Raw genomic sequence first — 18,408 nt, 5'->3', positions numbered from 1 at the left:
CCCAGTGCCCCCTTACTGGAGGGTAACAAGGGGAGTTCCGCTTTCGACGCTGTCCCCTTTATTCACCAAAACAGCCGCAACCTGCGCGTCGTGGGGAGCCATAATTTCATTTTCCATCTTCATGGCTTCCAGCACAACAAGAACATCGCCCTTCTTGACGCTCTGCCCCGGTTTTACATTGGCGGATACAATGGTCCCCGGCATCGGGCTGGAGATCGTCTCTCCTCCGGCGGGAGCTGCGGGCTTCGCCGCGGGCGCGGCCGGCGCGGGCGAAGCCGCCCTGGTAGCGGGAACCGCAGGAGCCGGCGAAGCCTGGACCGGCGCCGAAGCGGCGCCGAGGTCTTCCACCTGTACATCGTAAGCCGTGCCGTTTACTGTAATTCTGAGATTTTTTGTCATGATGTTATCCCCCTGTCCTATTTCATCAAAGCTGGATATCGGCATGCTTTTTCGGCAGGGTGGAAACCCGTTTCCCGCTGAGCATGTCCAAACCCGCAAGAATTTGCGCACGGGTCTCTTCCGGAGCGACGACCGCTTCAATGATTCCTTCCTCCGCGGCTCTCTGCGCCGAGGCTTCGTTTTTTTTGTATTCCTCAATCAGCTTTTGCCTGTCCGCCACTGGATCCGCCGACCCGGCAAGCCGGTCGTTCCAAAGGAAAATCGCTCCCGTTTCGGGCGCCACCGCGGAAACGGCCGCATCCGGCCAGGCCATGGTAAGGTCTGAATTGGCTCCTCTTCCCGCAATCGCAATATAAACGGGCCCGTACGCCGAACCGGTAATCACCGTGATCTTTGCCGTCGTGGCTTCCGAATAAGCGCTGGAAAGTTTGGAAGCCTCGCGGAGCGATTCAAACTTTTCCGCATCCACCAGCGTGACGACCGGAATGGAGAAAGAATCGCAGAAGCGGAGAAAGCGCGCCGCCTTCGAGCAGGAGCCGGAATCAATCACTCCCGAAAAAGCAGCCAGTCCCGCCGTCATTCCGCCAATGCGGGCAAAGCCCGTGACGGCCGACGCGCCGAATTTCGGGCTTAATTCCAAAAACTCACCGCTGTCGCAGAGGGAGGCAATGATTTTTCCGGCATCCGTTTCCCCTGCGGACAGCGTCCCGGACGGCGAAACGGCTTCACAAAGCATCGGAGACGACAGGTTGTTGGAGGGCAGAAGGGACAAAAGCCTGCGGACGGCGCCGATCGCATCGGACTCGTTCGCCGCGGAGATATGGCAAAGGCCCGTTTCTGCCGCTTCCTCCGCCGAACCGCCCTCGCCGTTTGTCGCGATGGTCAGTTCCCCCTTGTCGGACATCACGACAAAATCCGCTCCCGCCGCGATCATCGCGGACGTGCCGGCGCACGGTCCCAGCACCAGGGAAATCTGCGGAACCACACCGGAAAGGTTGTTAGCCTGCAGAAGAATTTCACCGTACGCTCCCAGAACATCTCCAGCCTCGTTCAGACGCCCGCCCTTGGAGTCAAAAATCCCAATGACCGGCATCCCTGTTTTAACCGCCAACTGATAGATTTTCTTGATTTTAGAGGCCTGAGCTTTCGACATAGCACCACCACCGACATCGCTGTTCTGTGAAAAAGCGTAAACCGGACACCCTTCCACCGTGCCATAACCAGCGACCGCTTCCGCATAACCCTCGTGAGACCTCGCCAGGCCGTCTATCTCATGAAAGCTTCCATCGTCAAGCAGCGAAACAAGGCGCAGATAGCCCGTTGTCTGTGTGATTTTCAACCCGTCCTGCGTTGTTTCGGCATGACCGCCATTCTTCATTTTCATTCCTCCGTTTACAAGATTTTCTACCAATATGATGAAAAAATAATCATATTTTATTATAAGCGATTCGCGTCCAAATGGCAAGTAATTATTGTCAGCGCCGGAATTCGGCATGATTCGCCGTTTTTCTTCGCTTCGTTTTCGAGGAAATTCGCGGATCAGGACCGGAGGATGCCGCTCCCGACAAGCGGCGGACTTCCTCCGCAGTCAGCGGGCGCCACTTTCCGGCGGGCAGCATCCCAAGCTTTAAAAATCCAACCGCAGTGCGGCGCAGGCGCGCGACCTCCAGCCCCAGCTGTTCGCACATTTTTCGGATCTGCCGGTTCCGCCCCTCCCGCAGGACGATCTCCAGCACGGCGCGTCCCGGCTCCTCCGAAAGGACGCGCACCACGGCGGGCGCCGTCTTTCTCCCTTCGATCGTCATCCCGGTCGAAAATTGAATCAGCTGTTCCTCCGTGACTTTGGGGCGCACGGTCACGCGGTATATCTTCGGGACATGGCGGGACGGATGGGTCATCGCGTTCGCAAACTCGCCGTCGTTCGTCATCAGGAGAAGGCCCTCCGATTCCCGGTCCAGCCTTCCGACGGGAAAAACGCGCTCGGGCACGTCGCGCACAAGCTCCGCCACGCATTTGCGTTCCATTTCGTCGCTCATGGTAGTGATGTATCCCCTCGGTTTATGAAGCATAAGATATACTTTTTTCTCTTTCGCCTCAAGCGGCCTTCCGTCGACGGTGATCCGGTCCCTGTCCGGATCGGCCTTGCCGCCGATCTCTGCGGCGGCTCCGTTTACGCGGACTCTCCCCGCCAGAATCAATTCCTCCGCTTTTCTGCGGGAAGCCACGCCGGCTTCCGAAAGCAGCTTCTGCAGCCTGATTTTTTCGCCCAACTGATTTCACACATCCTTCAGACCGAAAGCAGCTGGCGGATCCGGTCCCATAATTTTTTAATCATGTTTCTGTGATCGGCCTGGCGCGGAACGGCCGCGCCCGCCGTCAATTTTGTTGTCGCGGCCGTTCCGTCGCTGTTGGAATACCGGACAAGGCCAAGGACCTGCCCTTTTGTCACGGGCGCATACACAAACTGCGGCAGTTCGACCGTACGGCGCAGGTCCTTCACCTCGTCGGCCGGCAGCAACGCGGCCGTGCCCGCGGACCCCGCCACCAAGACGCTGCGCTCCGCCCCGCCGACCACGGGAAGGCTCAAATGGAACCCCGAATCGTCCGCCTGATATCTTGTCAGCCTGGAAAAGCCGTAATCCAGGAGCCTTTCGTGATCCTCCCAGTCGTTCGGATCGCTGAGGGTCACGGCGACCAACTGCACGCCGTTCCGCTCCGCGGCCGAAACGAGACACCGGCCGGACTTCTTGGTGAACCCGGTTTTGACGCCGGTGCAGCCGTCATACATGCTTAAAAGCTTATTGTGGTTTGTATAGGTTACCGTCCGGTCCGGATCCGAAAACCGGACCTTGATTTTAGGCTGGGCGACGATCCTCGCAAATTCCGGATCTTCCAGCGCCGCAGCGGTCAGCTTCGCCAAATCACCGGCCGAGGAATAATGCTCTTCGTCATCCAATCCGGACGGGGTGACATAATGCGTGTCGGACAGGCCGAGCTGCGCCGCTTTCTGGTTCATCAGAGCAGCGAATTTCTGGATGGAGCCGCCGACGGCAATGGCCGCGGAATTTGCCGCGTCGTTGCCGGAAACCGACAGCATTCCTTCCGCGAGGGCGGTCAAAGTCAGCTTGTCGCCGGCTTTCAGCCCCATGGAAGAACCCTCCACACGGACCATTTCCGGCGTGATCAGCACCGTTTCGTCGCCGCGGGCAGCGGCTTCCAGCGTCAGCAGCGCCGTCATGATTTTGGTCGTGCTCGCAATCGGAAGTTTCTCATGACTGTTTTTTTCGTAGAGGACGCGCCCATCCGCCGCGCCAATCACCACGGCGGACCGGGCCGACACGGAGGGCGCCGTCCCCTGGGCCCGCGCCGCACAGGGAAACAAAGCCGCCGCCAAAGCGGCCAGAAGGATGGAAATCGCTTTTTTTAACAAATCAACCACCTGCCGGTTTATTTATATGCAGGCGGTTGAAGCGATACGATTCGATTTTAAATTTGAGGGTCTCCCGCCGCTTCCTCTGCGGGAGCGGAAGAGGATTTCTCCTTCTTCCCGTCCCTGTGAAACGCCGAGCTGACAGCCGAGGAAACTTTTTCGATCAGTTCCGGGGCCAGATCGATGATCCGGTCGACCGAAGTGTTGCCGGGATCGACCCGCAGCAGCTTGACGCTCCCTTCCGAAATCGTCAGGAAAGCCACCGGATTGATGGTGACTCCCGCTCCCGTACCGCCGCCAAACAACTGCTTTTCCGGTATTTTCCCCGAAAAATCGGAACCGCCGGAAGCAAACCCGTAGCTGATTTTTGAAATGGGGACAATCACCGTTCCGTCCGGCGAAGTGATCGGATCGCCCACAACGGAGTTCACATCCACCATCTGCTTGATCTTTTCAAGCGTTGTATCCATCATGCCTTCAATCGGATGGTCAGCCATATTAAAGCACCGCCTTTTCTTTCTGATCCGGACGCCCGGACTCTTTTCTGAATTTCAAATAGATTTTTATCATGTCAATCAACGCCGACAGCACGGCGGAAAGAAGAAAAAACAGCTTGATTTTCAGAAGGACATGGAACTGCACGCTGCCGCTGCCATTCTGAAAATCCGGGGTCACCCTTACATTCACATGCCGCTCCCTGTATTTCGCCGCCGAGAGCAAAGCCGTAAGCGCCGTAGACACCAGGCCGCACGCCTTGCCGTAATCGACCGCGGTCTGCGCCGCGTCTTCCCCGCCCACGGTCAGATTCAGATGAAGAAGCCGGATCACCGTGTGGGAGAGGAGCTTTTTGGCGCTTCCATACGCGGCGCGGGAAAACGCCCGGAGCAGCTCCAAGAAGCCTGAGACTCCTCTCTTCCGAAGGAGCTCCTTTATTTTTGAGGGCTTTTTTTTCGCTGCGGGCTCTTCTTTTCTTGCAGGCGCCTGCTTTTTTTCCGGCCTGGGCCAGATGCGGTAATGAAAAAAGAGGAATCCCGCCCTGGCGGAGAACTCTTCCGCAAAAGCGGCCTCAATGGAAACGGAGCAGAAAAGCAGAAGCGCAAGCAAAAGGACGAGGAAGCCCGCTATGATCCAACCACTCATCCGGCTTCCTCTTCCCTCTGCGTCGGAATTCCTTCCGTTTCGCCTTCCGCTTCCTCAGGCGTCTGTCCTTTCCGAGGCTGCGGCAATTCGGAAAGGGCAGAGATTCCCAGGCACCGCAGGAAATCCGAAGTGGTTCCATAAAGAAGCGGGCGGCCGGGCAGTTCCAATCTGCCGCGCTCTTCCAGCAATCCTTTTGAAACAAGCCCGCCGATGACCGCGGAACAGTCCACGCCGCGCACCTGCTCGACAAACGCCTTGGAGACCGGCTGATTGTAGGCGACGACGGCAAGTACTTCCAGCGCAGCCTGGGTCAGGGGCATATTGCGGCGGATTTCCAATGCGGAACGCACCGCGCCCGCATATTCGGGGTCTGTGCACATCTGGTAGCCGTCCTCCAGGCGGACAATCCGAATCCCTCCGCGCTCCTCGCGGTACCGGTCCGCAAGATTCTCCAGCATTTTGCCCGCCGTCGTCAGGTCAATCTCAAGCGCTTCCGCAATCCGGTCCACGGAGACGGCGTCTCCGCTCGCGAACAGAATTGCCTCAATCGCTCCCTGCAGCTTTTTTATCTCCATGTCTTCCACCGCCGTTCAACAATTTCACTTCGGGGTTGTGTTTCCCATCCAGAAAAATCCGTTTGCCCTTGATCAGCTCCAGCACGGCGAGAAAGGTCGCCACCCGTTCGGAATGGTCCCCGATCCCGTCGAACAGGGCCTCGTAACTTTGTCCGCTTTTCACTCTCAGGCGCCGGAGAATATAGACAATGCGGGAGGACACGGAGACGATCCTGTGGGACACAATCGCGGAAAACGACTCTTTGGGAGGGGGAAGAAATCGTTTGCCGCGCCCCGCGGCGCTCAGATATGCCGCATAAAGCTCCTCCGGCGCATGATGCCCCCGATATCTGCGGTCCGGCTCCAGCTTCTCTGGTCCTCTGGTGAAGGAGTCAAAGCTGAATCGCCCGCCCAGCAGGGCGGCGGCGCGTTTGCAGTCCCGGTATTCAATCAGCTGCCCGCTGAGCTCGCGTCTGAGCTGCTCGGCTTCTTCACGCTTCGGCAGAAGGGAAACGGTTTTCAGATAAATCAGTTTTGCGGCCATCTCCAGGAATTCGCTGGACACATCCATCTCCCGCCCGCGCATCGCCTCGATCTGCTCCAGGTACTGGTCGACCAGCTCGGTGATCTGAATATCGAAAATATTCAGCTTGTTTTTCGCAAGCAGCGCCAGCAGCAGATCCAAAGGGCCTTCGAATGTTTCCAGTTTATAACATATTTTATCCATCATCATACAGGATTATTTATACAAGCCCAAAGAAACGGTACGGCAAAAGCGCGAGCCATTGTACCCCGCCCAGGCAAAGATTTTCCAGCCACCAGATCGGCTGGTCCAGCATCCCGCTGAACAGAACCAGAAAAGCCACCATAACGATCACATTCTGATAGCGGTAATAATTGTACAAAGTCCGGTTGGAAAGGAACGCTCCAAGAATTTTCGAGCCGTCCAGCGGCGGGATGGGAAGGAGGTTGAAAACCGCCAGAGCGACATTGATGGTAATATAAGCGAGGAAAAAGCTCTGGACAAACCCGGGAAGAGACAGCCGGGCCGCCAGAATCAAGCCGAAGTAAATAATGCCGCCGACCCATGCCGCCAGAAAATTGGAGAGCGGGCCGGCCACGGCGGTCAGCGCCGTGTCGCGCTTCGGATTCTTAAAGTAACGCGAATCGATCGGCACAGGCTTGGCCCACCCGAAGCCGAACAAAAGCAGGAAAAGCGAACCGACCGGGTCAAAGCTCGCAAGAGGATTCATCGTCAGCCGCCCGCTGTATTTCGCGGTGTGGTCGCCCAGTTTTTCAGCGGCCCAGCCGTGCGCGAATTCATGCAGCGGAAGAATGCAGAAAATAATGAACAGCGTTGCAAGAATCTGGGAAATCACGGACGCCATGTCCACGGACCCGCCGGAAAAGAGGCCTCTTAACATATCAATCAGCATATTGAATTCTCCTTACTATGTTTATGATTATAATACGGGGAAGAGTAAAAGGCAAGCGGAGCGTGGATTTCCGGAAAAAGAGAAAAAAAGCTTGCATTTGCAGGACAAATCTGATAACATAATACTGTTGCGATAAAAAGCCCTTTAAAGGAGGTGCAGACCTATGGCAAAATGTGAAATCTGCGGCAAGGACATTGCTTTCGGCATCAAGGTATCCCATTCTCACAGGCGTTCCAACCGTACCTGGAAGCCCAACGTCATGCGTGTAAAGGCGATCGTGAACGGTTCTCCCAAACGTATTTACGCCTGCACCCGCTGCCTGCGTTCCGGCAAAGTGACCCGCGCCGTCTGATTGCCTGGCCTCGTTTTCTAATATAATAAGAGAAAAGTAAAAGGAACCGGATCCCGGTTCCTTTTTTCTTTTCCGCCATTCCTATTTCTCTCCGCGCTCGCGGATCAGAAACCGGATCGGAGTTCCCTCAAAGCCGAACGTGTCGCGAATCATATTCTCCAGAAAACGCTGATAGGAAAAATGGAACAGCTTCTGGGAATTGACAAAGAAGACAAAAGCGGGCGGTTGGACGGAAACCTGGGTCATGTAATAGATTTTCAGCCTGCGTCCCTTGTCGGTGGGCGGCTGAACCCGCGCGGTCGCCTGCGCGAGAACATCGTTCAGCATCCCGGTCGCAATACGGCGGGCGCCGGAGGCCGCCGCGTCCCGGACCGCCTGGAACAGGCGGTCGACGCGCTGGCCCGTCTTTGCCGAAATAAACAGAATTTTGGCATACGGCATGAAAGAAAAGTCGTCGCGCAGTTTTTTCTCGTACGCGTCCAGCGTGTAGCCGTCCTTTTCGACCGCATCCCACTTGTTGACCGCGATGACGCAGGCCTTGCCCGCTTCATGCGCCATGCCCGCGACCTTGGAGTCCTGCTCGGTGAAGCCGACGGTGCCGTCGATCATCACCACACAGACATCTGAACGCTCCACCGCCATCTGCGCCCGGAGCATGCTGTACCGTTCGATGCTGCCGTCCACCCTGCTTTTCCGCCGCAGACCAGCGGTATCGATCAAAAGGAAGCGTCCGTACTCGTTTTCCACGGCGATATCCACCGCGTCCCGCGTCGTCCCGGCCACATCGGAGACAATGCAGCGTTCCTCTCCGGCGATCCAATTGACCAGCGAGGATTTTCCGGCATTCGGCTTGCCAATCACCGCGACCCGGATGAGTTCCTCCGAATCGGCATCTCCGCTTTCTTCTGGAAAATGCGAAATCACGCTGTCGAGGAGATCTCCGGTTCCGTGCCCGTGAACGGAAGAAACACCGATGGGATCGCCCAGCCCCAAGTTGTAAAACTCATAAAATTCAGGCGGCGGCTCACCGATGCTGTCGCATTTGTTGACGCACAGCACAACGGGTTTTCCGCTCTTCATCAGCATGGCGGCAATTTCATGGTCGGCGGCAACCGGCCCGGTGCGCACGTCCGTGACAAAGACGATCACATCGGCCGCTTCCACCGCAAGGCGCGCCTGCGCCCTGGTCTGCGCCAGGATCACATCCCCGCCCGGCTCGATACCTCCCGTATCCACAATGGAGAACCGGCGCGATTCCCATTCGCATTCCGCGTAAACGCGGTCCCGCGTCACCCCCGGCGTATCGTCCACTATGGACAGGCGTTTTCCGGCTAATTTATTGAAAAGCGTCGATTTGCCGACGTTAGGCCGGCCGACAATCGCGACTACCGGCAATGCCATACTCGATCCCTCCCTGATCTTTTTCCTATTCCTTCCCTATTTTACCCAAAGCCTGTTGTTTCAGGCGGTTTCGCGGGCAAAAAAGAAGAGAAGGATTGCTCCTTCTCTGACTTTCGGAAAACGGAAACGAATTACGCTTCCTTTTTAATTACTTCCCTGCCATTGTAGTAGCCGCAATTGCCGCATACTTTATGGGGAGCTGTCAGTTCTCCGCATTTCGGGCATTTTACCAGAGCGGGCGCACTCATCTTCCAGACATTGGAACGCCGTTTGTTCTGCCTGGCGCTCGACTGTTTTCTTTTTGGTACCGCCATCCTCAGCACCTCCTTACCGGTCTTTTCCGTTAATGAATCAATTTTTCCAAAACTTCCAGCCGGGGATCCGTGGAATGTTCACCGCAGCCGCAGGGTCCCTTGTTCAGATTTTTCCCGCACACCGGGCACAGCCCCCTGCAGTCCTCTCTGCATAGAAACTTGGTCGGAAGTTCCAGCAGAATATCTTCCCGCATCAGCTCGTCCAGATCCAACTGTTCCTCGCGGACCTCGATGAACCGGTCGTCGTCCTCGTTCTTTTCGAGAGAACGAACAAGGATATGGGAAAAAGCAAAATCATAGTGCCTGTCGGTCTGTTCCGCGCAGCGGTCGCATGGAATCGAAAAGTCGAACGAAACATTCGCTTTCAGTCTTGCGGAACCGTCGCAGCCCGTTACAGTACCCTTTACCTTCACCGGGGAAACAAACGGAAACACACCGTTCACTCCGGTCGACGACAGGTCCATGCTGTAATCAAATGAGCAGCTTTCGCTTTCCTGAGAGAATATTTTTTTTAAATCCAGCAGCATACTCCACCTCGGCGCTACATTTTTTAATTATAGAGATTTTTCCCTCTTTTGTCAATAAAAATTTATGGGTCAAGAACTTTTCCCTCAAAAAATGTGCCGGAGCGCCCGGCTCCGGCACCATTTTACCCGCAGTAGATCAGACAACAGCGGAAACCGCCTTGATTTCCGGCGGAAGCACGCTTTCGTTCGCGGAAATCAGCAGTGTTATTTTGATGTCGGAAAGGGAGGAGAGAGCTTCCATCTTTTCAGCGAAGGAAGTGAGGCCGCTCATATCCTGGCCGATAATTTTGAGAGTGGAGTCCACGAAGATATCCGTAACGTCGTAGTTTCCGGCGCAGATGCCGCAGATAAAGCCGCCCAGCGAGTCCGCACCCTGAATGCCGTATTCGTCAATGTCGATCAGACGGGCATCGTGGGAAATATCGTAAGTCAGCGTATTTCCCTTTTCAATCACCACCACATTCCCGCTTGATTTAGAAACCGCTTCGTTTGCGCGCTCAATCAGCTTTTTGGTCTTTCCGGATCCTTTTTTTCCAACAATCACATTAATCATAAAAGTGCTCCTCCTATATAATTTTTACCGTCGCCGGTGAAAAGAACCGGGGTCTATTTCAGTCGGGACTCCAGTATGGACTTCTCGCTTTCATAACCCGGCTTGCCCAATAGGGCGAACATATTTTTTTTGTAGCTTTCCACACCGGGCTGGTCGAACGGATTGACTCCCAGAAGATAGCCTGAAACCGCAATGGAGCGTTCAAAAAAGTAGATCAGGCAGCCGAGGGATTTTTCCGAAAAGTCCGGCACGCTGAGAATGATGTTGGGAACGCCGCCGTCCGTATGGGCCAATACGGTTCCCTCGAAGGCCTTGCGGTTCACATAAGACATGGTCCGCCCCGCAAGAAAATTCAGGCCGTCCGCGTTGTCAGGGTCCTCTTCAATTTTCAGATCCGCCGCGGGGCTGTCGATCAGCATTACCGTTTCAAACAGATTCCGCCGTCCCTGCTGGATATACTGCCCCATGGAGTGCAGATCGGTCGAGAAAATGACGGATGCCGGGAAAAGCCCCTTGCCGCTTTTTCCCTCGCTTTCCCCGCAGAGCTGTTTCCACCATTCGCACATCATCTGAAAACGCGGTTCATAGCTGACAAGGATCTCGGTTTCCTTTCCTTTGCGGTACAGAATATTCCTTGCCGCCGCATACAGGCAGGAAGCGTCGGACGCTGCGTCGCCGGTAAGCCCGGCCCGTTCTTCCTCCGCGCCTGTCATCAGAGCGCCGATATCCGCGCCGGCCACCGCAATCGGGAGAAGGCCGACGGCGGTCAGAACCGAATAGCGGCCCCCCACATTGTCTGGGACGACAAATGTCTCAAAGCCCTCCCTGTCGGCAAGCTGCTTCAAAGTCCCGCGGGCACGGTCCGTCGTGCAGTAGATCCGCCTTGCCGCGCCCTGCTTTCCGTATTTCTTTTCCAGCAGCCCTCTGAAAACACGGAAAGCCACCGCAGGTTCCGTTGTCGTTCCGGATTTGGAGATGACATTAATAGAAAAGTCCTTCTCCCCACAAAGCTCCATGATTTCAGAAAGGGCGGAAGGACTCAAACTGTTGCCGGCAAAATAGATCTGAGGTCCGGCTTTTTTCAGGGCGTTGTAATTTTGGGACTGCAAAAACTCAATGGCGGCGCGCGCTCCCAGATAGGAGCCTCCGATTCCGATCACAACAAAAATTTCCGAATCGGAACGGATTTTCTCCGCCGCTGCACAAATGCGGGTAAATTCTTCCCTGTCATATTTCTCGGGAAGATCCAGCCAGCCCAGGAAATCGCTTCCGGCGCCCGTGCCGCTTAAAAGCGTTTCATATGCAAGACGTACCTGAGGGACGATGGCAGAAAACTCGCTATCGTCGATAAAACCTGCAAGGTGATGCAAGTCAATTTTAACAGACATTTTCTTTCCCCCTGCCTACTGTATTTCCTGCACCTCTATTTTACAATAGGCGGGCTTTGATTGCAAGGAGGATTCCTATTATTCAGGAAAAATTAAAAATTACGGATCCATCATCACCATTCGCATAAGGAGGCGGAACGCGGAGGAAAACGTGATGGGCTCCACCGCTTTCTTGGCTGTGATCTTCGTCTCCTTCAGGACCTCCCCGTTCAGCGAATAGGTGATCTTCCCAAGCGTCTGCCCTTCTTCCACGGGCGCGCGGACCTCGTTGTTCATTAAAACCTTGGACGTGACGTCTCCCGCTTTTCCCTTCGGCACCAGAAGGCTTTCTTCGCCGTTGACGCTGGGTTCCACGTTTTCCTCCATTCCGTTTTCAACGGGGACCGGCACGTTCGCTTCCGACGGAATCTTCGGATTGACGACCGACCAGTTGGCAAATCCGTAGTCCATCAGGGTCGCGGCGGCGTTGAAGCGGTCCGTCGTCGAAGAGCTTCCAAGGACCACCGCGACCAGGCTGACCCCGTCCCGCTGGGCCGTGGCGGAAATGCAGCTGCCCGCCTTGCCGGTCGTTCCCGTTTTCAGGCCGGTAATCCCCTTGTAGCTCTTCAGCAGCTTGTTGGTATTGACCAACTGTGTTTTTCCGCCCCTGACATTGTCCATCCAGGTTTTGGTGTAATCATAAATTTTCTGATGCTTGATCAGTTCCTTCGACATCAGCGCCACGTCATAGGCCGAGGTGACATGGCCGTCCTCGTCGAGGCCGTTGACGTTTTTAAAGACGGTGTCCTTCATGCCGAGCTCCTTGGCCCTCTGATTCATCTGAGCGACAAACTCATCCTCGCTTCCGGCGACATATTCCGCCAGCGCCACCGCCGCGTCGTTGGCGCTGGAAATAACCGTCGCCTTCAGCATGTCGTCCACCGTCATGCTTTCGCCGGGCTCCAGCCAGATGTCGGATCCCCCCATCGAGGCCGCGTGCTCGCTTGCCGTGACGGTATCGTTCAGACCGATTTTGCCGCTGTCGAGCGCCTCCATGACCAGCAGCAGCGTCATCACCTTGGTGATGGACGCGCACGCGCGCTGTTCATGGTCGTCTTTCTCATAAAGGACTTTGCCGGTCTGAGCCTCCATCAGCACGGCGGAAGGCGCCTTGACTTCCTCTTCCGACAGCGCCGAAGCCCCCAGCGGCAAGCTGAAAATCACGGCGAGCACCGCAAGCAGGCAGGCCGACATTTTTTTCAACTTCATTTTCAGCACCTCCAATTTCATACTAATTCTTATGCCGCGCATGGAAATTCTATCCATAAAAAATGAGAACCTCGGCGGCTCCCATGTCTTTTTCTATCAATTTATTTTCGCACTGGAATTCCGCGCCCTGCGAGATACTCCTTCAGGTCTGGAATCGCGACTTCACCGAAGTGGAACAGGGACGCCGCCAGCACGGCGTCGGCTTTCCCTTTCGTAAAAGCATCGTAAAAATGCTCCGGCTTCCCGGCCCCGCCGGAGGCGATCACCGGAATCGGGACCCGCTCGGAGACGGCGGCAGTCAGCTCAAGGTCATACCCGTTTTTCACCCCGTCACAATCCATGCTGGTCAAAAGGATTTCGCCCGCGCCGAGCCGGGCCGCTTTCTGCGCCCACCGGACGGCGTCCAATCCCGTGTCGACGCGCCCGCCGTTGCGGTAAACCGTCCAGCCGCCCTCCGCGCGGCGTCTCGCGTCGACCGCGCAGACCACGCACTGACTCCCGAACTTTTCGGAGGCCGCGGAAATCAAGCCGGGATTCAGAATCGCCGCCGAGTTGACGGAAACCTTGTCCGCCCCGGCGCGGAGCAGCGCGTTGAAGTCCTCCACCGAACGGATTCCCCCTCCCACGGTAAACGGGATAAAGATGCTGTCCGCCACCTGCCCGACCAGGCCGATCATAATATCTCTGGCATCCGAGGAAGCGGTGATATCCAGGAACGCGAGTTCGTCCGCGCCCTGCCGGCCGTATTCCGCGGCCGCTTTCACAGGGTCCCCCGCGTCCCTCAGCCGAACAAATTCCGTTCCCTTGACGACCCGGCCGTCCTTGACGTCCAGGCAGGGAATGATTCGTTTCGCATACATAACATTCAATCCCCCGCTTCTATCACCGAGGCAAAATTCCGGAGCATCCGAAGGCCGGCCCCGCCGCTTTTTTCCGGGTGGAACTGTGTGGCGAAAATATTTCCGCTCCGCACCGACACATCCATCTCGACTCCGTAGTCCGCCGTCGCCGTCACAATGCTCCGGTCGTCCGATTTCAAATAATAGGAATGGACAAAATAAACATAGGGGCTTTCGCTCACGCCGGTAAACAGTCCGCCGCCTTGCCTGATGTTCAGGCTGTTCCACCCGACATGGGGAATTTTCAGCCCAGGCGAACCGGGAATCCGGTAAATGCTTCCAGGAAGCACTCCAAGGCCCTTGATGCCGGGTGATTCCCCGCTTTCTTCAAACAAGAGCTGAAGGCCCAGGCAAATGCCGAGAAACGGCTTGCCGGAGCGGATGAATTCCAGGGTGGGCTCCACCATTCCGGAATTTCTCAGGCAGCGCATCGAATCCCCGAACGCCCCGACTCCCGGCAGGACCGCGGCGTCCGCGCGCGCCAGTTCCCCTGGAACGGCCGTGACGGAAACGTCACATCCGATATGTCGGAATGCCTTGGCGACGCTCTGCAGATTTCCGGCGCCGTAATCTATGACCGCTATCATGGGATCCCTCCGCTTTCGTATGGTAATTCATTATATCACGAAAGTAAATGAAATGCAAACGACTCCCCGCAAATCCTGTTAAGAGAATGAATTGACATTAGGCCGGAATCAGGGTATCATATTTTTTAATGCAAAAAAAACTCGGAGGACAGCAATGGACTATTTTTCTCTGTGCGGCATCGGGCTTGGCCTGGCGATGGACGCGTTTGCCGTCTGCATCACAAACGGCGCCATCACACGAAGGGTTACGTTCTGGTTCGCGATAAAGCTCGCGCTTTGCTTCGCCCTTTTTCAGTCCGTCATGCCTCTTTTGGGGTGGCTGATCGGAAAAGCGGGGGAAAGCATCATCAGCGCCGTGGACCACTGGATCGCGCTCATTCTTCTCAGCTATCTCGGGATCGGAATGATCCGGGAAGCGCGCCGTAAGAAAAACTGCGGAATCCGGGACCGCAGGCAGGACGGCATCAAACTCAAAACGCTAATCGCGCTCGCCGTGGCCACCAGCATCGACGCGCTCGCAACCGGGATCATTCTTCCCTCAGCCGTAGGCGCCTCCACTGTCTTTTTGATGGGATTATCTGTTTCCGTCATCGGCGCGATCACGTTTGTCGTCTGCCTCATCGGTGTCTATATCGGCAAACGGTTCGGCTCTTTCTGCTCCTGCCGCGCGGAAACCTTCGGCGGCCTCGTCCTCATCGGAATCGGCGTTAAAATCTTCATCGACCACATGTTTTTTTAGAACCCATAGGCTTCTCCAATCCGCCGGACGCGCTCGGTCACCTGCTCCCGAAGCGCCTTTGGCGCCAAAACGGTGATGCGGTCACCGTACTGCAGCAGCCATTCCACCAATCCCTCTCCCACAAATACTCTGACCCTGACATTGAAAAATCCGTCTCTCCTGCTGAAAATGCTCAGGCCGTCTCCGAATTTATCCAGCAGCGGCTCCAGAGCATCTTCGGAACAGTGAAGCGAAACAGTCTGCAGATCGCCGTGATACAAATGGAACGTTTTCGCCGCGTAATCCGCAGCATCGAAACGTTCCCTGTATTCGCTTACCTCCGTGAAAGGCCGGACGTCCTGCATGGAAAGTTCGGCCCGTTTCATTCTGTCCATGCGGTAAACGCTGACATCGTCATACTTCTCATAATTCCCGGCAAGGTAGTATTTGTCGCTGTCCCAGATCAGCGCATACGGACTGATCAGAAATCTTCTCCCTTCGTCCTGCGTAATCCGGTTTCCCCGGATGACGTGATGGCGGTACAGGAAGGAGATTTTCTTCTTTTGTGAAATCGCGCGGTTCACCGCGTCAATGGTATAATAAATTTCTTCGTTTTCAAATTTGGGGCGAAGATTGATGTGTGTTTTTCCCTCGGCTGCTTCCGCCTGACCGGCGCTCATTAAACCGCTCAGTTTTCGCATCAGTTCCTCCGTCTTCTTCTCAGTGAGGAACGGCGCGGCCTGTACCGCATCCATGAGCAGGCGGACCTCAGGCGGCTCAAAGCGCCGCGCGGCGAGAAAAAATCCCGCCTTTGGCCTCCGGGTGAACAGGATGTCGATCCCATGCGCGCGCAGGGCGGAGATATCCCGGTAAATGGTCTTCCGGCCCGCGGCGATTCCCTGCTTGTCCAAGAGGGCAAGCAGCTCTTGCGAAGCAAGCGGGTGATCCTCGTCGGTCCATTCTTCCAGGATCTCCAGCAAAGCCAGAATTCGAATTTTTTCAGCAGGCTTTTTATTCATCACGGTTCCTCCTTCCGGACAATTGAAAGAAAAACAGGCCGCGGGAAATTCTCCCACGGCCTTCAGTTTTCTTAAAAGGAACTCATTTTTTCAAAAATTCTTCCGTCACTTCCGCAATATTTGAAGCACAAAGCCCGAACTGTTCCAGCAAAGCCGCAGCGGGGCCGGAATGCCCGAACTGATCATTCACGCCGATCTTGCGCAGCGGAGTCGGCAGTTCCTCGCTCAGCACTGCCGCGACCGCGTCGCCGAGCCCGCCGATGACGTTATGCTCCTCTACGGTAATGAGTTTTCCGGTCTCCCCCGCCGCTTTCAGGATCAGCTCCCGGTCGATCGGCTTAATGGTGTGAATATTGACGAGTCTTGCGTCAATTCCCTTTTGCTCCAGCAGTTTGACCGCTTCCAGCGCGCGGGAAACCATCAAACCCGTCGCGATGATCGTCACATCTTTTCCGTCACGCAGGGTAACGCCCCTGCCGAGCTCGAACCGATAGTCGTCGGAATTGTTGAAACTTTCCACCGCAAGGCGGGAAAGGCGCAGATAAACCGGCCCTTCGTGCTCCACGGCCGCGCGGACCGCCGCGACGGTCTCATAGTGATCCGAAGGACTGATCACCGTCATTCCCGGCAGCGAACGCATCAGGGCGATATCTTCCAGGCATTGGTGGGTCGCGCCGTCCTCGCCGACGGAGATGCCCGCGTGGGTCCCGACAACCTTGACGTTCAGGTGCGGGTAGCAAATGGAATTGCGGACCTGCTCGAAGGCGCGGCCGGTCGCAAACATCGCAAATGAAGTCGCAAACGGAATTTTGCCGCAGGTCGCGAGGCCCGCCGCGACGCCCATCATATTGCCTTCCGCAATGCCACAGTCAACAAATCGCTTCGGGTATTTCTTTTTGAAGATGCCGGTTTTGGTCGCCTCGGCCAGGTCGGCATCCAGCACAACGATCTGCGGAAATTCCTCCCCAAGCTGGGACAGCGCCATTCCATAGCTCTCCCGGGTTGCCTTTTTCATCATCTCCGCCATTTATTCCGCCTCCAATCCAGCCAGGGTTTGTTTCAGCTCGCGCATGGCAATTTCATATTCTTCGTCACTGGGCGCCTTGCCGTGCCAGCCCGCCACATTTTCCATATAGGAAACGCCTCTGCCCTTGATCGTTTTTGCAAGAATGGCGGATGGCTTCCCTTTCACGGTTTTGGCGTGTTCAAATGCCTTTTCAATCTCATCAAAGCTGTGCCCGTCAATGACCTGGACATCGAATCCGAACGCGCGGAACTTTTCGTCGACCGGTTCCGGACCTCCGACCTCGGCCGTAGGACCGTCGATCTGAAGCCCGTTGATGTCGATCACCAGGCACAGATTGTCCAGCTCATGATGCCCGGCAAACATCGAAGCCTCCCACACCTGACCTTCTTCTAGCTCGCCGTCGCCCAACAGGGCGTAAACGCGGTAGTCTTTCCCGTCCATTTTCCCGGCGAGCGCCATGCCGCAGGCCGCGGAAACTCCCTGTCCGAGCGAACCCGTGCTCATATCAACGCCGGGCGTCCCCTTCATGTCCGGATGACCTTGGAGCATCGCGCCGATCTGTCTCAGTTTTTTCAGCTCTGTCTCAGGGAAATAGCCTTTGAGAGCCAGAGCCGCGTAAAGTCCGGGACAGGTGTGCCCTTTGGAAAGGACGAAACGGTCGCGGCCAGGTTCTTTCGGATGGTTCGGGTCGACTCTGAGCTCCTTGAAATAGAGGTACGCAAAAAGCTCCGCCGCGGAAAGGGATCCGCCCGGATGCCCCGATTTTGCGCGGTAAACGCCCTCCACAGCACCCATGCGGATCTTGCACGCGGCAATTTCCAATTTCCTTTTCAATTCTGTCTTCATTGCTGCCCTCCTAAATAAAATCCGTTTCCATTCTTTTCTATTATAGTATGAAAGGCGCCAAGATTCAATAGAACGGCAAGGAAATTAGGCACCTCCCCAACCGCTTGCATTTTGTCTCACACAATGTTTATAATAAATGAAAGAAAAAGCAAAACTTGTCAACAAAAAGGTCTTGATTTCATGTATCTGCCAGCAATTATTACAACGGCCGTTCTCTTTTCACTGATCGCCGGAGCCTTATATGTAACAAATTTCGCACCGATCCGTTTTCAGATTAAAAACGGTACGGGATTGATCTCTGCTCCGCTATATTCCTGCTCATTCCCGCTCGATTCCATTTCGGGAATACAGGTTTTGCCTTCCGTCCCCGCCGGAATCCGGACAAACGGTCTGAGCATGGGCAGAATGGCCGGACATTTTGTGCTCGAGGGAATCGGTCCCTGTCAGGTGTATGCTTGCGCGAAAAACCAGCCCGTGCTGCTCATTCGATGTTACGCCGGGACGATCCTTTTAGGCGGTCAGACTCCGGAAGAAACCGAACGGTGGCGCCTTGAGCTGATGAGCATTTGA

At 55.7% G+C, this 18,408-nt stretch carries 23 protein-coding genes; 3 read left to right on the top strand and 20 right to left on the bottom strand.

Annotated features, from left to right (window positions below):
- Positions 1–12: 12 nt before the first annotated feature.
- From EQM14_RS06280 to EQM14_RS06240, 9 genes are all read right to left on the bottom strand, one after another.
- A complete protein-coding gene (locus EQM14_RS06280) occupies positions 13–399 on the bottom strand; it encodes a biotin/lipoyl-containing protein (RefSeq protein WP_128742149.1) in 387 nt (128 codons plus the stop codon).
- A gap of 25 nt (positions 400–424) precedes the next feature.
- On the bottom strand, positions 425–1,783 hold the full coding sequence (locus EQM14_RS06275; RefSeq protein WP_243112664.1) for a carboxyl transferase domain-containing protein: 1,359 nt from the start codon (positions 1,781–1,783) through the stop codon (positions 425–427).
- A 91-nt stretch (positions 1,784–1,874) separates the two neighbouring features.
- A complete protein-coding gene (locus EQM14_RS06270; RefSeq protein WP_128742147.1) occupies positions 1,875–2,669 on the bottom strand; it encodes a pseudouridine synthase in 795 nt (264 codons plus the stop codon).
- A gap of 17 nt (positions 2,670–2,686) precedes the next feature.
- Positions 2,687–3,838: a D-alanyl-D-alanine carboxypeptidase family protein gene (locus tag EQM14_RS06265; RefSeq protein ID WP_326975610.1), complete on the bottom strand. Its 1,152-nt coding sequence runs from the start codon at positions 3,836–3,838 to the stop codon at positions 2,687–2,689.
- A gap of 47 nt (positions 3,839–3,885) precedes the next feature.
- Positions 3,886–4,326 carry a GerW family sporulation protein gene (ytfJ, locus tag EQM14_RS06260; RefSeq protein ID WP_128742145.1) on the bottom strand — a complete coding sequence of 147 codons (441 nt, stop codon included), beginning with the start codon at positions 4,324–4,326 and terminating at the stop codon, positions 3,886–3,888.
- Position 4,327: 1 nt separating this feature from the next.
- On the bottom strand, positions 4,328–4,969 hold the full coding sequence (locus tag EQM14_RS06255) for a DUF2953 domain-containing protein (protein ID WP_128742144.1): 642 nt from the start codon (positions 4,967–4,969) through the stop codon (positions 4,328–4,330).
- The gene (scpB, locus tag EQM14_RS06250; protein ID WP_128742143.1) at positions 4,966–5,544 is read right to left on the bottom strand and encodes an SMC-Scp complex subunit ScpB; all 579 of its coding nucleotides are present in this window, start codon (positions 5,542–5,544) and stop codon (positions 4,966–4,968) included. The genes EQM14_RS06255 and scpB overlap by 4 nt, the downstream gene beginning before the upstream one ends.
- Entirely contained in the window at positions 5,513–6,208 is a 696-nt protein-coding gene (locus tag EQM14_RS06245; RefSeq protein WP_243112662.1) for a segregation and condensation protein A, read from the bottom strand. Before EQM14_RS06245 ends, scpB begins: the two co-directional genes overlap by 32 nt.
- 58 nt (positions 6,209–6,266) lie before the next feature.
- Positions 6,267–6,959, bottom strand: a complete 693-nt coding sequence (locus EQM14_RS06240; protein ID WP_243112661.1) for a site-2 protease family protein — start codon at positions 6,957–6,959, stop codon at positions 6,267–6,269.
- A 163-nt stretch (positions 6,960–7,122) separates the two neighbouring features.
- Here EQM14_RS06240 and rpmB point away from each other — a divergent pair, with 163 nt between their 5' ends.
- Positions 7,123–7,311, top strand: a complete 189-nt coding sequence (rpmB, locus tag EQM14_RS06235; RefSeq protein ID WP_066644078.1) for a 50S ribosomal protein L28 — start codon at positions 7,123–7,125, stop codon at positions 7,309–7,311.
- Between the two features lie 81 nt (positions 7,312–7,392).
- On the opposite strand, the gene der is transcribed toward rpmB, so the two are convergent.
- From der to hisH, 8 genes are all read right to left on the bottom strand, one after another.
- A complete protein-coding gene (gene der / locus EQM14_RS06230) occupies positions 7,393–8,712 on the bottom strand; it encodes a ribosome biogenesis GTPase Der (RefSeq protein WP_128742142.1) in 1,320 nt (439 codons plus the stop codon).
- Positions 8,713–8,843: 131 nt separating this feature from the next.
- Positions 8,844–9,026: a 50S ribosomal protein L32 gene (gene rpmF / locus EQM14_RS06225; RefSeq protein ID WP_128742141.1), complete on the bottom strand. Its 183-nt coding sequence runs from the start codon at positions 9,024–9,026 to the stop codon at positions 8,844–8,846.
- 29 nt (positions 9,027–9,055) lie between these two features.
- Positions 9,056–9,553: a YceD family protein gene (locus EQM14_RS06220; protein WP_128742140.1), complete on the bottom strand. Its 498-nt coding sequence runs from the start codon at positions 9,551–9,553 to the stop codon at positions 9,056–9,058.
- Between the two features lie 136 nt (positions 9,554–9,689).
- Positions 9,690–10,106 (bottom strand): hypothetical protein, encoded by a 417-nt coding sequence (locus EQM14_RS06215; protein WP_128742139.1) that lies wholly within the window; start codon positions 10,104–10,106, stop codon positions 9,690–9,692.
- 53 nt (positions 10,107–10,159) lie between these two features.
- On the bottom strand, positions 10,160–11,494 hold the full coding sequence (locus EQM14_RS06210; RefSeq protein WP_128742138.1) for a glucose-6-phosphate isomerase: 1,335 nt from the start codon (positions 11,492–11,494) through the stop codon (positions 10,160–10,162).
- A gap of 99 nt (positions 11,495–11,593) precedes the next feature.
- Positions 11,594–12,742, bottom strand: a complete 1,149-nt coding sequence (locus EQM14_RS06205) for a D-alanyl-D-alanine carboxypeptidase family protein (RefSeq protein ID WP_128742137.1) — start codon at positions 12,740–12,742, stop codon at positions 11,594–11,596.
- 101 nt (positions 12,743–12,843) lie between these two features.
- A complete protein-coding gene (gene hisF / locus EQM14_RS06200) occupies positions 12,844–13,602 on the bottom strand; it encodes an imidazole glycerol phosphate synthase subunit HisF (protein ID WP_128742136.1) in 759 nt (252 codons plus the stop codon).
- A 5-nt stretch (positions 13,603–13,607) separates the two neighbouring features.
- Positions 13,608–14,228: an imidazole glycerol phosphate synthase subunit HisH gene (gene hisH / locus EQM14_RS06195; protein WP_128742135.1), complete on the bottom strand. Its 621-nt coding sequence runs from the start codon at positions 14,226–14,228 to the stop codon at positions 13,608–13,610.
- A gap of 154 nt (positions 14,229–14,382) precedes the next feature.
- Here hisH and EQM14_RS06190 point away from each other — a divergent pair, with 154 nt between their 5' ends.
- Positions 14,383–14,967: a manganese efflux pump MntP gene (locus EQM14_RS06190; protein ID WP_128742134.1), complete on the top strand. Its 585-nt coding sequence runs from the start codon at positions 14,383–14,385 to the stop codon at positions 14,965–14,967.
- On the opposite strand, the gene EQM14_RS06185 is transcribed toward EQM14_RS06190, so the two are convergent.
- From EQM14_RS06185 to EQM14_RS06175, 3 genes are all read right to left on the bottom strand, one after another.
- A complete protein-coding gene (locus EQM14_RS06185) occupies positions 14,964–15,965 on the bottom strand; it encodes a helix-turn-helix transcriptional regulator (protein ID WP_128742133.1) in 1,002 nt (333 codons plus the stop codon). The two genes, EQM14_RS06190 and EQM14_RS06185, sit on opposite strands and share 4 nt — an antisense overlap.
- A gap of 82 nt (positions 15,966–16,047) precedes the next feature.
- Positions 16,048–16,992: a transketolase family protein gene (locus EQM14_RS06180; protein ID WP_205703210.1), complete on the bottom strand. Its 945-nt coding sequence runs from the start codon at positions 16,990–16,992 to the stop codon at positions 16,048–16,050.
- A complete protein-coding gene (locus EQM14_RS06175; protein WP_128742132.1) occupies positions 16,993–17,838 on the bottom strand; it encodes a transketolase in 846 nt (281 codons plus the stop codon).
- Between the two features lie 180 nt (positions 17,839–18,018).
- Here EQM14_RS06175 and EQM14_RS06170 point away from each other — a divergent pair, with 180 nt between their 5' ends.
- The gene (locus EQM14_RS06170) at positions 18,019–18,408 is read left to right on the top strand and encodes a PH domain-containing protein (protein ID WP_164918983.1); all 390 of its coding nucleotides are present in this window, start codon (positions 18,019–18,021) and stop codon (positions 18,406–18,408) included.

This window comes from Caproiciproducens sp. NJN-50 (assembly GCF_004103755.1).
Classification (GTDB): domain Bacteria; phylum Bacillota; class Clostridia; order Oscillospirales; family Acutalibacteraceae; genus Caproicibacter.
This window is presented reverse-complemented; position numbering and strand designations above follow the sequence as displayed.

Excerpts from the sequence above, each read along its gene's own strand:
- EQM14_RS06215 (WP_128742139.1), bottom strand. The coding sequence starts at position 10,106 with ATGATTAATGTGATTGTTGGAAAAAAAGGATCCGGAAAGACCAAAAAG.
- der (WP_128742142.1), bottom strand. The coding sequence starts at position 8,712 with ATGGCATTGCCGGTAGTCGCGATTGTCGGCCGGCCTAACGTCGGCAAA.
- EQM14_RS06190 (WP_128742134.1), top strand. The coding sequence starts at position 14,383 with ATGGACTATTTTTCTCTGTGCGGCATCGGGCTTGGCCTGGCGATGGAC.
- rpmB (WP_066644078.1), top strand. The coding sequence starts at position 7,123 with ATGGCAAAATGTGAAATCTGCGGCAAGGACATTGCTTTCGGCATCAAG.
- EQM14_RS06240 (WP_243112661.1), bottom strand. The coding sequence starts at position 6,959 with ATGCTGATTGATATGTTAAGAGGCCTCTTTTCCGGCGGGTCCGTGGAC.
- EQM14_RS06205 (WP_128742137.1), bottom strand. The coding sequence starts at position 12,742 with ATGAAGTTGAAAAAAATGTCGGCCTGCCTGCTTGCGGTGCTCGCCGTG.
- EQM14_RS06210 (WP_128742138.1), bottom strand. The coding sequence starts at position 11,494 with ATGTCTGTTAAAATTGACTTGCATCACCTTGCAGGTTTTATCGACGAT.
- EQM14_RS06180 (WP_205703210.1), bottom strand. The coding sequence starts at position 16,992 with ATGGCGGAGATGATGAAAAAGGCAACCCGGGAGAGCTATGGAATGGCG.
- EQM14_RS06175 (WP_128742132.1), bottom strand. The coding sequence starts at position 17,838 with ATGAAGACAGAATTGAAAAGGAAATTGGAAATTGCCGCGTGCAAGATC.
- ytfJ (WP_128742145.1), bottom strand. The coding sequence starts at position 4,326 with ATGGCTGACCATCCGATTGAAGGCATGATGGATACAACGCTTGAAAAG.
- EQM14_RS06255 (WP_128742144.1), bottom strand. The coding sequence starts at position 4,969 with ATGAGTGGTTGGATCATAGCGGGCTTCCTCGTCCTTTTGCTTGCGCTT.
- rpmF (WP_128742141.1), bottom strand. The coding sequence starts at position 9,026 with ATGGCGGTACCAAAAAGAAAACAGTCGAGCGCCAGGCAGAACAAACGG.
- hisF (WP_128742136.1), bottom strand. The coding sequence starts at position 13,602 with ATGTATGCGAAACGAATCATTCCCTGCCTGGACGTCAAGGACGGCCGG.
- scpB (WP_128742143.1), bottom strand. The coding sequence starts at position 5,544 with ATGGAGATAAAAAAGCTGCAGGGAGCGATTGAGGCAATTCTGTTCGCG.
- hisH (WP_128742135.1), bottom strand. The coding sequence starts at position 14,228 with ATGATAGCGGTCATAGATTACGGCGCCGGAAATCTGCAGAGCGTCGCC.
- EQM14_RS06170 (WP_164918983.1), top strand. The coding sequence starts at position 18,019 with ATGTATCTGCCAGCAATTATTACAACGGCCGTTCTCTTTTCACTGATC.
- EQM14_RS06280 (WP_128742149.1), bottom strand. The coding sequence starts at position 399 with ATGACAAAAAATCTCAGAATTACAGTAAACGGCACGGCTTACGATGTA.
- EQM14_RS06275 (WP_243112664.1), bottom strand. The coding sequence starts at position 1,783 with ATGAAAATGAAGAATGGCGGTCATGCCGAAACAACGCAGGACGGGTTG.
- EQM14_RS06220 (WP_128742140.1), bottom strand. The coding sequence starts at position 9,553 with ATGCTGCTGGATTTAAAAAAAATATTCTCTCAGGAAAGCGAAAGCTGC.
- EQM14_RS06185 (WP_128742133.1), bottom strand. The coding sequence starts at position 15,965 with ATGAATAAAAAGCCTGCTGAAAAAATTCGAATTCTGGCTTTGCTGGAG.